Origin of the sequence: Citrobacter sp. CFNIH10 (genome assembly GCF_002934585.1) — a bacterium.
Taxonomy (GTDB): domain Bacteria; phylum Pseudomonadota; class Gammaproteobacteria; order Enterobacterales; family Enterobacteriaceae; genus Citrobacter_A; species Citrobacter_A amalonaticus.
In genome coordinates, this window is sequence record NZ_CP026216.1 from 4106400 (window position 1) to 4120001 (window position 13602).

11 protein-coding genes are annotated in these 13602 nt (G+C 54.0%); 5 read left to right on the forward strand and 6 right to left on the reverse strand.

What is annotated here, in order from left to right:
• Positions 1-50 precede the first annotated feature (50 nt).
• Entirely contained in the window at positions 51-2162 is a 2112-nt protein-coding gene (locus C2U53_RS23650) for a TonB-dependent siderophore receptor (RefSeq protein WP_104446521.1), read from the reverse strand.
• A 463-nt stretch (positions 2163-2625) separates the two neighbouring features.
• On the opposite strand from C2U53_RS23650, the gene C2U53_RS23665 reads away from it, so the two are divergent.
• Complete coding sequence (locus tag C2U53_RS23665; RefSeq protein ID WP_000227969.1) at positions 2626-3702, forward strand: IS110 family transposase; 1077 nt, start codon at positions 2626-2628, stop codon at positions 3700-3702.
• Here the strand turns inward: C2U53_RS23665 and C2U53_RS23670 are convergent.
• Positions 3677-3913: a GlsB/YeaQ/YmgE family stress response membrane protein gene (locus tag C2U53_RS23670; RefSeq protein WP_104446522.1), complete on the reverse strand. Its 237-nt coding sequence runs from the start codon at positions 3911-3913 to the stop codon at positions 3677-3679. The genes C2U53_RS23665 and C2U53_RS23670 overlap by 26 nt on opposite strands.
• Before the next feature lie 203 nt (positions 3914-4116).
• On the opposite strand from C2U53_RS23670, the gene C2U53_RS23675 reads away from it, so the two are divergent.
• Positions 4117-4851, forward strand: coding sequence for a flagellar brake protein (locus tag C2U53_RS23675; RefSeq protein WP_043000448.1), 735 nt, complete (start codon positions 4117-4119; stop codon positions 4849-4851).
• Here C2U53_RS23675 and emtA read toward each other — a convergent pair whose 3' ends face one another.
• Positions 4852-5463 carry a membrane-bound lytic murein transglycosylase EmtA gene (gene emtA, locus C2U53_RS23680; RefSeq protein WP_042318553.1) on the reverse strand — a complete coding sequence of 204 codons (612 nt, stop codon included), beginning with the start codon at positions 5461-5463 and terminating at the stop codon, positions 4852-4854.
• Between the two features lie 138 nt (positions 5464-5601).
• Here emtA and ldcA point away from each other — a divergent pair, with 138 nt between their 5' ends.
• Positions 5602-6516 carry a muramoyltetrapeptide carboxypeptidase gene (ldcA, locus tag C2U53_RS23685; RefSeq protein ID WP_043000447.1) on the forward strand — a complete coding sequence of 305 codons (915 nt, stop codon included), beginning with the start codon at positions 5602-5604 and terminating at the stop codon, positions 6514-6516.
• A 97-nt stretch (positions 6517-6613) separates the two neighbouring features.
• The gene (locus C2U53_RS23690; protein WP_043000446.1) at positions 6614-8350 is read left to right on the forward strand and encodes a potassium/proton antiporter; all 1737 of its coding nucleotides are present in this window, start codon (positions 6614-6616) and stop codon (positions 8348-8350) included.
• Between the two features lie 109 nt (positions 8351-8459).
• Here the strand turns inward: C2U53_RS23690 and dadX are convergent, their stop codons facing one another.
• Positions 8460-9530 carry a catabolic alanine racemase DadX gene (dadX, locus tag C2U53_RS23695; protein WP_044257665.1) on the reverse strand — a complete coding sequence of 357 codons (1071 nt, stop codon included), beginning with the start codon at positions 9528-9530 and terminating at the stop codon, positions 8460-8462.
• A gap of 12 nt (positions 9531-9542) precedes the next feature.
• Positions 9543-10841 carry a D-amino acid dehydrogenase gene (locus C2U53_RS23700; protein WP_044257663.1) on the reverse strand — a complete coding sequence of 433 codons (1299 nt, stop codon included), beginning with the start codon at positions 10839-10841 and terminating at the stop codon, positions 9543-9545.
• A 328-nt stretch (positions 10842-11169) separates the two neighbouring features.
• Here C2U53_RS23700 and C2U53_RS23705 point away from each other — a divergent pair, with 328 nt between their 5' ends.
• Positions 11170-12702, forward strand: coding sequence for a SpoVR family protein (locus tag C2U53_RS23705; protein WP_043000443.1), 1533 nt, complete (start codon positions 11170-11172; stop codon positions 12700-12702).
• Positions 12703-12735: 33 nt separating this feature from the next.
• Here the strand turns inward: C2U53_RS23705 and fadR are convergent, their stop codons facing one another.
• The gene (fadR, locus tag C2U53_RS23710; protein ID WP_042318544.1) at positions 12736-13455 is read right to left on the reverse strand and encodes a fatty acid metabolism transcriptional regulator FadR; all 720 of its coding nucleotides are present in this window, start codon (positions 13453-13455) and stop codon (positions 12736-12738) included.
• Positions 13456-13602: the final 147 nt, after the last annotated feature.

A 13602-nucleotide genomic window follows, 5' to 3' on the forward strand; every position in this document is an offset into this window, starting at 1 on the left:
CCAACGCCTGACCGGCCTGGAAATACCAGGCCGGTTTTCGCTTCACGCGATCAGAAACGGTAGCTTGCCCCGACCTGAACGGTACGATCACGACCAATCCAGCAATTGGTGCTGTCGTAGCAACTGAAGGTTTCTTTGTTGGTGATATTCTGCGCGCTGGCTTTTAACGTCACGCCGCGCAATGAAGGCAGCGCCTCGCCCAGCTGATATGACACGGCGAGATCGTACTGCGTTGTGCCTCCGAGTTTACCGCTCTTGTTATCCGGCGCAATTTCCATCGGCCCGGTATAGCGCGCCCCTGCGCCCATTGTTAGCCCGCGCAGTATGGTCGCATCGAAGGTGTAATCGCCCCACAGATTAAACGCATTCTCCGGCACCTGTGTCGGGCGTTTGCCTTCGTATGTTTCGTCTTCAGTATTGATCGCATGAGTATAGGCGTAGTTGGCAACCAACGTGACGTTGTCACCTGGTCGGCTAATCACCGACAGTTCCGCGCCTTTTGATTCGATCTCCCCGGTCTGCCGATAATCCCAGGTTGGCGTGGCGGAAAGAACATTCTTCTGACGGATGTTAAACACGGATGCCGTCAGCGTGGTCGCGTAATCGGCCAGCAGGTATTTCACCCCGCCCTCCAGTTGTTTGCTGGTTGTCGGCTTCACCTCTTTTGACGTCAGCGTGCCCTGCGGTGAAATCGGTTTGAAGCCTTCGGAATAACTGATAAACGGTGAAATACCGTTTTCAAAGGCATAAAGCGCGCCAAAACGTTTGGTCACCCGGTCCTGGGCGATCCAGGTTTTCTCATCATTTTGCAGCGCGTCGGTCGTCGTTGACCGATAGTCGTCGTAACGCAGACTGGCCAACAGATTTAAGCCGCCAAACGCCACCTGATCCTGCAAGTAGTAGCCATTTTGCTGATAAGAAAGGCGGTTTTTCTGTGCGGTGTACAACCCCAGATCGGCAGTATGCACCTGATGGAAATCCGGGTCGCGCATGTCGATTCCCGGCGTGGCGCTGGCGTAACGGTAGAAGTAATGGCTGTCGAGTTTCTGATAATCAAAACCGGCCAGAATATGGTGCTGCCAGTCGCCCAGCGTGACCGCTTTCGTTACCTGGTTGTCAATGTTGAAACTTTTCAGATCTTCATCGGTGGTATAGGCAAAGCGGTTCAGCATCCAGACCGGGTTTGTGCCATTGCCGGTTGAATAGACGCTGCGCTGGTGCGTATCAACATCAAAATAGCGCGCCCGCTGACTGAATCCCCAACCGCTGTCAAATTCATGTTCGAAATGATAACCCACCATCCACTGACGCTGCTTAAAGCCACTCCACTCATCACCGGCGTAATCACGGCGATCGGCATACCCCGAGCGCAAATAGGCAATGGGTAACGGGTTTGACGGCGACAACGACGGTGTATTTTGCACCAGCGCATCCAGCGTCAGGCGCGTTTTGCTATCTGGTTGCCAGGTGACGGAGGGCGCCAACAGATAGTCTTCATAACGGGTGGTGCGCGGTTGATCGTCGCCCTCCGTCGCCTTGCCCAGCAGACGGTAATTCCAGTCGCTGTCGCTGATTTTGCCGGTGGAATCCAGATAGCCTTCTTTCAGATTTCGCGTACCGGTATTAAAGCCGATCTCCGTTTTTTGTTCAGCCTGCGGTTTTTTGCCCTGAATATTCACCAGTCCTCCTGGCGAACCGCTGCCATACAGCACAGAGGCGGGCCCTTTCAGAATATCGACGCTTTCCACCAGCAGCGGGTCGATACGTGCTTTGGTGTTGCCAGTGACGTTGTACGGCAACTGCAGGCCGTTGTAGTACTCCTGATCGACAGAGAAACCGCGAATCTTGTACTCGCTCAGGTAGGAGGTATTGCCGCGCATTTCTGTCGACACCCCCGGCGCATAGCGCAGGATCTCGTTGACGGAATTCGCATGACGTAACGCGATCTCGTGATTATCGATGGTATTAATCACCTGCGGCGTTTTACTTTCCGGGACAGCAGATTTGGTGGCGCTGTTAGTCCAGGCAGGCAGCAGGCTCTCCTGACCTGTCGCTGAAACGACAATAGTCGATTCGTTGGTGTCCGCCGCATATGACAATGTGGTCAGAGCCAGTGAGATACAGCCAGAAAGCGCGCAAAGTCGAAAACAAGAAGTTGTCATAGTGAGAATAATTATCAGTTTGAATTGGAATGCCAATTATTCTCATTTCAATGGGTAAATCAAGAGAGGAATTGAAGGGGAATACCATTAAAAACACGGCTCTCGCAGGAGCCGTATTGTTATTAATCGCGGCGTACGAGCCGGTATACCACCAGCACCACAATGGCGCCCACCACAGCGACAGTAATAATGCCGATGTCAGTCTTTACCACCACTTAGTTTGCCGTTTAACCAGATTGGTGTGATTACTGATGCAGTGAAGACCTTCCCGCATCCTGACTCACACAGCGATCGACCTTTTGTGTCCTGCCCTGGACCCGTCGGTTGCCGGAAGCGCCTTCATGCGAGGCATCTCCTCACCGATGCGCGTGACTCAAGAAGGGCCTGACGGCTTGTCTCGTTACTGTCCTGTCCGGGTTATCTGTCTGGAGATTCAACTCTGTTTCCTCACAGGAGCTCTGTCATGGTTGATAAAGTTACCGAAGCTGCCGTTGTGGGTGGCGTGGATACACATAAAGATTTGCACGTTGCCGCTGTCGTAGATCAGAACAATAAAGTCCTTGGGACTCAGTATTTCTCCACAACACGACAAGGTTACCGGCAGATGCTGGCATGGATGACCTCGTTTGGGACATTAAAGCGAATTGGTGTTGAGTGCACAGGTACCTATGGTTCCGGTTTGCTTCGTTATTTTCAGAACGCCGGGTTAGAAGTTCTTGAGGTGACTGCTCCAGACCGGATGGAGCGACGCAAACGGGGTAAAAGTGACACAATTGATGCTGAATGTGCCGCTCATGCAGCATTCTCAGGCATCAGGACAGTTACTCCCAAAACGCGTGATGGCATGATTGAGTCCCTGCGGGTATTAAAAACTTGCCGAAAAACAGCAATATCAGCCCGCAGAGTCGCTCTCCAGATTATCCATTCAAATATTATCTCTGCCCCGGATGAATTACGTGAACAGCTCAGAAATATGACGCGCATGCAGCTCATCAGGACCCTGGGTTCCTGGAGACCTGATGCCAGTGAATACCGCAATGTAACCAACGTTTATCGCATTTCATTAAAGTCCCTTGCCCGACGCTATCTCGAGTTACATGACGAAATCGCTGATCTGGATGTCATGATTGCGGCAATTGTCGACGAGTTGGCACCTGAGCTGATTAAACGTAATGCTATCGGATACGAAAGCGCTTCACAGTTGCTGATCACTGCCGGAGACAATCCTCAACGGTTAAGATCAGAATCAGGATTTGCGGCACTGTGTGGTGTCAGCCCGGTCCCCGTTTCTTCTGGAAAAACGAACCGTTACCGACTTAATCGTGGTGGAGATCGTGCTGCAAATAGTGCACTTCACATCATCGCCATCGGACGCTTACGAACTGACGCAAAAACAAAGGAATATGTCGCCAGGCGTGTAGCCGAAGGACATACAAAAATGGAAGCGATACGCTGTCTAAAGCGATATATCTCCCGTGAAGTTTACACGTTACTGCGCAATCAAAACAGGCGGATCAACAGTATCCCGATAACAGCTTGACTCTTAGAAGGGCGTCCAGGAAACTGTGAAGGTTAAAACCACTGATCGTGCCGCCAATACCAAACATGGTCGCCAGCCATCCGCCCACTACAGCACCGACGATGCCGAGTATACAGGTCAGGATGAATCCGCCGCCGTCACGTCCCGGCATGATCAATTTGGCGATAACACCGGCAATCAAACCAAATACAATCCAGGCAATAATTCCCATGTTCAGACCCTCTTTTCAGGGAAACCACACGCAACCGTTTCTTGCGCTTGTCCGTTAAGTATAGGCAACCCCTTGATCCCCGTTGTTTCCGCGAGGCTGAATTATTTGTCTTTGGTAAAAAAAATCACGCGTTTGTATTAAGTTCTCCTGCGTCTTGCCGATAACCGTTCGATAGACTGTCAGGCAGCCAGGAGGCATTCCGCGTGAGTCATTACAATGAGCAGTTCCTGAAGCAAAATCCGTTGGCGGTGTTGGGGGTTCTTCGCGACTTAAACAGCAACCAGGTGCCTTTGCGCGTCTCCTGGTCCGGCGGACAATTCATCAGCAAGATCCTTGACGTCTCGGCCGAAAGGCTGGTGATGGATTTTGGCAGTCAGCAAAAAGAAAATCTCGCCGTGCAAAAAGCGCGCAATATTACCTTTACCGCCGAAACCCAGGGCGCGAAGGTCGAGTTTACTCTTGAGCAGTTGCAGAGCGGTGAGTATCAGCAGCTTCCCGCCTTTATCACCCCGCTCCCTCCGGCGCTGTGGTTTGTGCAACGACGGGAATACTTCCGCATCTGCGCGCCGCTCCATCCTCCCTACGGTTGTACGGCACAGATGCCGGATAACAGCACCCTACGTTTTCGTTTATACGATCTTTCCCTCGGCGGAATGGGTGCTCTGCTGGAAGGCCCGAAACCGTCAGGTCTCACCGAAGGGATGCGTTTTTCGCAGGTGGCATTGGATATGGGGGAATGGGGGATGTTTCACTTTGACGCACAGCTGATTTCCGTCACCGAACGCAAAGTGATTGACGGCAAAAACGAGACCATTTCCACTCCCCGCCTGAGCTTTCGTTTTCTCAACGTCGGCCCGGCGGTGGAGCGGGAACTTCAGCGGATTATCTTTTCCCTTGAGCGTGAAGCGCGCGAAAAATCAAATAAAGTACGCGACTAATTACATCGCATCCAGCGCGCGCTGCAATTTATAGATGTAGCGCGGCGCCTGAGGCGCAGGATGATTATCCGCGACGTGTTCAACGAACTCATCAGCACTGAGATCGTTGATTTTGTTAATTGCCTTTTTCCGGTCGGAAGAGAACGTGCGTAGCAGTGCGCCTGCGCCGTTAGCGTAGGAGACGACCAGCGCGTACTGCATCACCTGCGGATCCTCAATGCCGGCGAGCGGGCCGGTCTCCAGAATACTCAGGTAGGCAGCGCCCATTGAGATATTCCGTTCCGGGTTTTTCAGTTCACTGGTCGTAGGCTCGCCGCTCCAGCCCATCCGACGATAGACATCGCGTCCTGAAGTTGACGCTTTTAATTGCATCAACCCTATCGCATTCGATTTGCTAACCGCATTGGGATTCCCGCCTGACTCAATGGCGATAATCGCCGTAATCAATTGTGGGCTAACGCCCCACGCCGCACCGGCTTTTTCGCTGATCGGCATCCATTGCATGGCACGTTTTACCGGCACTTCCGCGTTCCACGGGGGATTTTTATAATCTTGTTTTGAACTACAGCCTGCAAGCAGCACAATTAAAAAAGCAAACCATCTCAATTTCACGTCTTCTGTCCTTATCGCCGGAACGCTTTGTTACTAAAACCACCGTTATAAACCGGATAAGCAAAGCACCCTCCGGCAAAACGTTCTACTATAAGCGGCATGATATACATTTGGTTTCTGTTGTAGCAAGGAATTGCCATGTCCCGGTTTCACTTAATTGCCCCCTCGGGCTACTGCATCAATCAGCACGCGGCTTTACTTGGTATCCAGCGCCTTAAAGAGGCCGGGCATCAGGTCGATAATACGGCGGTGGTCAGTCGTCGCCATCAACGCTTTGCGGGTACGGATTCGGAGCGTCTGGCGGACGTGAACGACCTTGTGCATCTCACCGCGCCGGACACCATCGTCATGCCGGTGCGCGGTGGCTATGGAGCGAGCCGTCTACTGCAACACATCGACTGGCAGGCCCTTGCCGCCCGACAACAGCGGGATCCGCTGCTTATTTGCGGACACAGTGATTTTACGGCGATCCAGTGCGGTCTGCTGGCGCTGGGCAATGTCATCACTTTCAGTGGTCCAATGCTGGCGGCGAACGTTGGCGCGCCGGAGTTGAATACCTTTACGCAAACCCATTTCTGGCAGGCATTGCGTCACGCGCAGTACACGGTGGAATGGCAAGGCGACGGTCCGGCCTGTCACACGCAAGGAACGCTGTGGGGCGGTAATCTGGCGATGCTGATTTCGCTCATCGGTACCCCGTGGATGCCCAAAATAGAAAACGGCATTCTGGTACTGGAAGACATTAACGAGCACCCTTTTCGCGTTGAGCGCATGTTATTGCAGTTGGTTGACGCCGGTATATTGAACCGGCAGAGCGCCATTGTGCTGGGCAGTTTCAGCGGTAGCACCCCGAATGAGTATGATGCCGGTTACGATCTTAACACCGTGTATGCGTTTTTACGTGAACGCCTCTCTATTCCCCTGATAACCGGACTCGATTTTGGTCATGAGCCGCGAACCGTTACGCTGGCGTTGGGCGCGCATGCCGTATTGCAAAACAGTCAAAACGGTACACAACTGACGATCTCGGGTCATCCCTTTCTGAAATCATAAAAAAAAACGGCTGCAGGACTAAGTAACGCCCGGATGTAGCCGTTAATATGATAATGTCAATGCACCAAAAAATTCCTGATTGAGGAGTAATCGAACGTTGGACGCCGCGGCAATAATCAGTCTTTTCATTTTGGGGTCCGTCCTCGTTACCAGCAGTATCTTACTCAGTTCATTTTCATCACGCCTTGGCATTCCGATTCTGGTTATCTTCCTGGCCATTGGCATGCTGGCGGGCGTCGATGGCGTCGGCGGCATCCCGTTCGATAATTATCCCTTCGCCTATATGGTCAGTAACCTTGCGCTGGCGATTATTCTGCTCGATGGCGGGATGCGCACGCAGGCCAGTTCGTTTCGCGTCGCGCTGGGCCCGGCGCTTTCTCTGGCGACCGTTGGCGTCCTGATCACCTCCGGGTTAACCGGTATGATTGCCGCCTGGCTGTTTAATCTCGATCTGATTCAGGGTCTGTTGATTGGCGCCATTGTCGGTTCAACAGATGCGGCGGCGGTTTTTTCCCTGCTTGGCGGCAAGGGGCTGAACGAGCGTGTCGGCGCGACGCTGGAAATTGAATCCGGCAGTAATGACCCGATGGCAGTATTTCTGACCATTACGCTGATCGAGATGATTCAGCAACACGAAACCGGCTTAAGCTGGATGTTCGCTGTCCACATTATTCAACAGTTTGGTCTGGGCATCCTGCTTGGGCTGGGCGGCGGCTATCTGCTACAGCAGATGATTAATCGTATCTCTCTGCCCGCCGGACTCTACCCGCTATTAGCCCTGAGCGGCGGGATTCTGGTGTTTGCCCTGACCACGGCGCTGGAAGGCAGCGGGATCCTGGCGGTCTATCTGTGCGGTTTTTTACTGGGCAATCGCCCTATCCGCAACCGCTACGGCATTTTGCAAAACTTCGACGGACTGGCCTGGCTGGCACAGATCGGCATGTTCCTTGTGCTCGGACTGCTGGTGAATCCTTCTGACCTGTTGCCGATTGCTATTCCGGCGCTGATTCTTTCCGCCGGGATGATTTTCATTGCCCGTCCACTCTCTGTATTTATCGGACTGCTGCCGTTCCGCGGTTTTAATCTGCGTGAACGCGTCTTTATTAGCTGGGTGGGTCTGCGCGGTGCGGTACCGATCATTCTTGCCGTCTTTCCGATGATGGCGGGTCTGGAAAATGCCCGTCTGTTCTTTAACGTCGCTTTCTTCGTAGTGCTGGTGTCACTGGTTTTGCAGGGGACGTCGCTCTCCTGGGCGGCGAAAAAGGCGAAGGTGGTGGTACCACCGGTCGGTTGGCCGGTCTCACGCGTGGGTCTGGATATTCATCCGGACAATCCGTGGGAGCAGTTTGTCTATCAGCTCAGTGCCGATAAATGGTGTGTCGGCGCGGCGCTGCGCGATCTGCATATGCCTCAGGAAACGCGTATTGCGGCGCTGTTTCGTGACAATGTACTGTTTCATCCCACCGGCAGCACCCGTCTGCGTGAAGGCGATGTGCTGTGCGTCATCGGGCGTGAACGCGATCTTCCGGCGCTGGGCAAACTGTTCAGCCAGTCGCCGCCGGTGGCGCTGGATCAGCGCTTCTTCGGCGACTTTATTCTGGAAGCCAACGCTAAGTATGCCGATGTGGCGCTGATTTATGGTCTGGATGACGGAACGGAGTACCGCGATAAGCAGCAAACGCTGGGTGAAATTGTTCAGCAACTGCTGGGTGCCGCCCCGGTCGTCGGCGACCAGGTCGAATTTGCCGGGATGATCTGGACGGTTGCCGAAAAAGAGGATAATCAGGTGCGCAAAGTCGGTGTCCGCGTTGCCGGGGATGAAGACGAAGAATAGTGACTCTGCCGGAAGGCGCTGCGCTTATCTGGCCTACTGAGACGCCGCGTAGCGTGTGCTGTAGGCCGGATCAGGCGCATCGCGCCGGCATCCGGCAATACCATAAAAGTTACACCGTCACAACAGGAACGCGCAACGCCAGCGAACACATCAGCTCATAACCCACCGTTCCAGCTGATTGCGCCACGTCGTCAATTTTGATCTCTTTGCCCCACAGCTCCACCGGCGTTCCGATGCCCGCCTGCGGGCATGGCGTCAAATCCACCGCCAACATATCCATTGACACTGTCCCCACCGTCGTGGTCCGGACACCGTCCACCAGCACCGGCGTGCCGCTAGGCGCATGGCGCGGATAGCCATCCGCATAGCCAGCCGCCACGATGCCAATGCGTTGCTCGCCTCTGGCGGTATAACGTCCGCCATAGCCGACGCGGTCTCCCGCTTTTAGTGTCTGTACACCAATGATTTCGCTGCTTAGCGTCATCACTGGCTTCAGTCCGGTATTGGCGATATCGCGCCACTGGCCTGACGGCGAAGCGCCATAGAGAATAATGCCCGGGCGTACCCAGTCAAAATGTGCATCAGGATGCCACAGCGTGGCCGCGGAGTTTGACAGCGAACGCCGGCAATCCAGCCCTTCCGCAGCCTGCTCGATGCGCGCCATTGCATTGTGGATCCCGTCAGGGTGCTCAGCGTCGGCAAAATGCGACATCAGCGTCATTTCACCGACGTTCGGCATCGCGCGCAGTTGCTGCCAGACGGTTTGCAGCCGTTCCGGCTGGAATCCCAGGCGGTTCATGCCGCTGTTAACCTTCACATAGACATCCAGCGGCGCCTTAAGCTTCGCATTCTGGATCGCTTTGAGCTGCCAGTTGCTGTGCACGCAGGTGGTCAGACGCCAGGTGTCATACCGTTCCAGATCTTCAGCGTGGAAAAAACCTTCCAGCATCAGGATCGGCCCTTTCCAGCCGCGCTCACGCAGGGTGACCGCCTCTTCCAGATTCAACAGGGCAAAACCGTCGGTGTTGCCCAGCGCACTCCAGATACGTTCTATGCCGTGTCCATAAGCATTGGCTTTCACCACTGACCAGACGCGGGCGTCCGGTGCGGCCTGACGCACAATGCTCAGGTTTTGTTTCATCGCCTGCAGGTCAAGGCTGGCCAGTATAGGGCGGGTCATCTCTCGTCCTTCTTAGTTATGTGCGCCGTGCAGATGTTGGGGACGTGAAGGCGTAAAGCCTGCGTGGTAGCGCGCCACGCTCAAATCGTCATACGGAATGGCGGGCGTGCGACCTGACAATATATCGCTCAGCAACTGCCCTGAACCACAGGCCATCGTCCATCCCAGCGTACCGTGTCCGGTATTTAACAACAGATTTTTGAAGCGGGTACGTCCCACAACGGGCGTACCGTCCGGCGTCATTGGCCGCAAACCGGTCCAGAATGTCGCCTGCTCAACATGCCCCCCGCGCGGGTAGAGATCGCGCACCACCATCTCAAGCGTTTCCCGACGCGGCTGGAGCAGTTCGGTATTGAAACCGACAATTTCCGCCATCCCCCCCACGCGGATGCGCTGGTCAAAACGGGTAATGGCGATTTTGTAAGTTTCATCAAGAATAGTCGAAACCGGCGCGCCGTCCTCTTCCGCCACCGGAATCGTCAGCGAATAGCCTTTCAGCGGATAGACCGGAATATCGACAATCCCTTTCAGCATCGCCGTGGAGTAAGACCCCATCGCCATGACGTACGCATCAGCTTTAACGATCTCATCACCACATTTCACGCCGTAAATCTGTTCGCCTTCGCAGAGCAGTTTATCCACCGGTGTGTTGAAGCGGAATTTGACGCCCGCCTGTTCGGCCATCTGCGCCAGACGCTGGGTAAAGAGCTGGCAGTCGCCGGTTTCGTCATTCGGCAGACGCAAGCCGCCGGTCAGTTTGTGCGCCACTTCCGCCAGCGCCGGCTCGACTTCCGCCAGTCGACTGGCTTCCAGCAACTGATACGGCACACCGGCGTCTTCCAGCACGGCGATGTCGCGCGTGGCGTTCTCATACTGCTGCGCGGTACGGAACAGTTGCAGCGTCCCGCCCTGCCGCCCTTCATACTGGATACCGGTCGACGCACGTAGCGCTTTCAGGCAATCACGGCTGTATTCCGCCAGACGTACCATCCGCCCTTTGTTTTCCATGTAGTGGCTGGTGTCGCAGTTGCGCAGCATCTGCCACATCCACTTTAGCTGGAACTGTGTCCCGTCAAGACGAACGGCCAGCGGCGCATGGCGCTGGAACATCCATTTAATCGCTTTCAGCGGTACACCCGGCGCAGCCCAGGGCGCGGCATAGCCCGGAGAGATCTGCCCCGCATTCGCCGCGCTGGTCTCCAGCGCCGGGCCGGGTTCACGATCGATGACGGTAACATCATGTCCAGCCTGACTCAGATACCAGGCGCTGGTCACGCCAACGACGCCACTTCCCAGTATGACAACTCGCATAGCCACTCCGTTAACAGTAACAGTAAAAGAACAATCATCTAATTACATCTTGATAACCCAGATGAAAATATTATTCAACATATGGCTTTTTTATGGTGACATATCTCACATATAGCAGGCAGAGCAATGAACTCCCTGCTTTGGTATCTCATGCTGTGGGTTATTTTTATCCAGCAGAAAATATCGTGACCACCCCGTAATCTGGCGAGTCGACCAGCGGAAATCGCAAAGAAAATATTTCTTCACTGACACGGTTTTTAACCGGGTGTTCTATGCTTGAAATGAGGTGCTCCACACAGAGAGTGCCGCCAACAATGAGGGTGCGCGAATGGCTACGATTGATTCCATGAACAAGGACACCACACGCTTGAGCGATGGACCCGACTGGACGTTTGATCTGCTGGATGTCTATCTGGCGGAAATAGACCGGGTGGCGAAACTCTACAGACTGGATACCTACCCGCACCAGATTGAGGTCATCACCTCCGAGCAGATGATGGATGCATATTCCAGCGTCGGAATGCCGATTAACTATCCTCACTGGTCGTTTGGTAAAAAATTCATCGAGACCGAACGACTGTACAAGCACGGTCAGCAAGGGCTGGCCTATGAGATTGTGATCAACTCCAACCCGTGTATTGCATACCTGATGGAGGAGAACACCATTACCATGCAGGCGCTGGTGATGGCGCACGCCTGTTACGGACATAACTCGTTCTTCAAAAATAACTATCTGTTCCGCAGCTGGACTGATGCCAGCTCCATTGTTGATTACCTGATCTTCGCGCGTAATTACATCACTCAGTGCGAAGAGCGATACGGCGTGGACGAGGTTGAGCGATTGCTCGACTCCTGCCACGCGCTGATGAACTACGGCGTTGATCGCTATAAACGCCCGCAGAAAATCTCCCTCCAGGAGGAGAAGGCCCGCCAACAGAGTCGTGAAGAGTATCTGCAAAGCCAAGTGAACATGCTGTGGCGTACCCTGCCGAAAAAAGAGGAAGAGAAGACGATTGCCGAAGCGCGGCGCTATCCCTCAGAACCGCAGGAAAATCTGCTCTACTTTATGGAAAAAAATGCCCCGCTGCTGGAGTCATGGCAGCGCGAGATCCTGCGCATTGTGCGCAAAGTCAGTCAGTATTTTTATCCGCAAAAACAGACGCAGGTGATGAATGAGGGCTGGGCCACGTTCTGGCATTACACCATCCTGAACCACCTGTATGACGAGGGGAAAGTCACCGAACGTTTTATGCTGGAGTTTTTACACAGCCATACCAACGTGGTGTTCCAGCCGCCTTATAACAGCCCGTGGTACAGCGGCATAAACCCTTACGCACTGGGTTTCGCTATGTTCCAGGACATCAAGCGCATCTGCCAGTCGCCGACGGAAGAAGATAAGTACTGGTTCCCGGATATCGCCGGTTCCGACTGGCTGGAAACGCTGCATTTTGCCATGCGCGACTTCAAAGATGAGAGCTTCATCAGCCAGTTCCTGTCGCCGAAGGTGATGCGCGATTTTCGCCTCTTTACGGTGCTGGATGACGATCGGCATAACTATCTGGAAATCTCTGCCATTCATAACGAAGAAGGCTACCGCGAAATCCGCAACCGCCTCTCGTCGCAATATAATCTGAGCAACGTAGAGCCGAATATTCAGGTCTGGAACGTGGATCTGCGGGGCGATCGTTCCCTCACCCTGCGTTATATTCCGCACAATCGCGCGCCGCTGGATAAAGGCCGCAAAGAGGTGCTCAAGCATGTGCATCGGCTGTGGGGATTTGATGTGTTGCTGGAACAGCAAAACGAGGACGGAAGCGTGGAACTGCTGGAGCGCTGCCCCCCCAGAATGAACAGCCTGTAAACAAAAACCCCCTCATCGTGAGGGGGTTCGTTTTTAGCGGCCCTGAATGGCTAAATCGCCAGGCAGGTTTTTCTGCATCCGGTGCCAAATCTCGCCGCTGTCGTGACCGTAACGACGCACCGTTTCGTATACCTGATCGTGCGCGCCCTGCAGGCACAGTTGCGACAGCTTATGGTAGAAACCCAGCGCCAGGCTGCGCGCTTCCGGATTGGCAAAATAGTGACGACCAATGCGGGTATACAACCCTTTCATGCCGTTCAGGATCAGACCATAAATCGGGTTGCCGGAGGCAAATGCCAGACCACGGAAAATGTTGTAATCGAGATCGGCAAACGCATCGGCGTGATCGGCCACTTCCTGCGCGGTCGCCAGCACTTCCTGCGCTTTGTCAGGATGCTGACGAAACGCGGTACGAATGAAGATGGTGGAGATGTTGGTCCGCACCGACAGCAGATTGTCGATCAACTGCGGGACGCTTTCGTGATCGAGACGCGCCAGCGTTTCAAGAATATTCAGTCCGGAGGTTTCCCAGAAATTATTCACCTTCGTCGGTTTGCCATGCTGAATGGTCAACCAACCGTCTCGCGCCAGGCGCTGCAGCACTTCACGTAAAGTGGTACGTGTCACCCCAATCAGTTCGGAGAGTTCTCGTTCTGCAGGCAAGATAGTGCCAGGAGGGAAGCGGTTATTCCAGATACTTTCAATGATGTACTCTTCCGCGAAACCCGCCGGGCTCTGCGCCTTAATGACCATAGTGAGATTTCCATTACACAGCAAAACATAGTTACACTCATCATACCAGACGGGTTACATGCCCGATAGGAGACACAACGAAGAAAAAGTGGATCAAGGCTTCATTTTCTTGATAACGCTGGCTGTCTGGGGTGAAAGGCTTGCCTG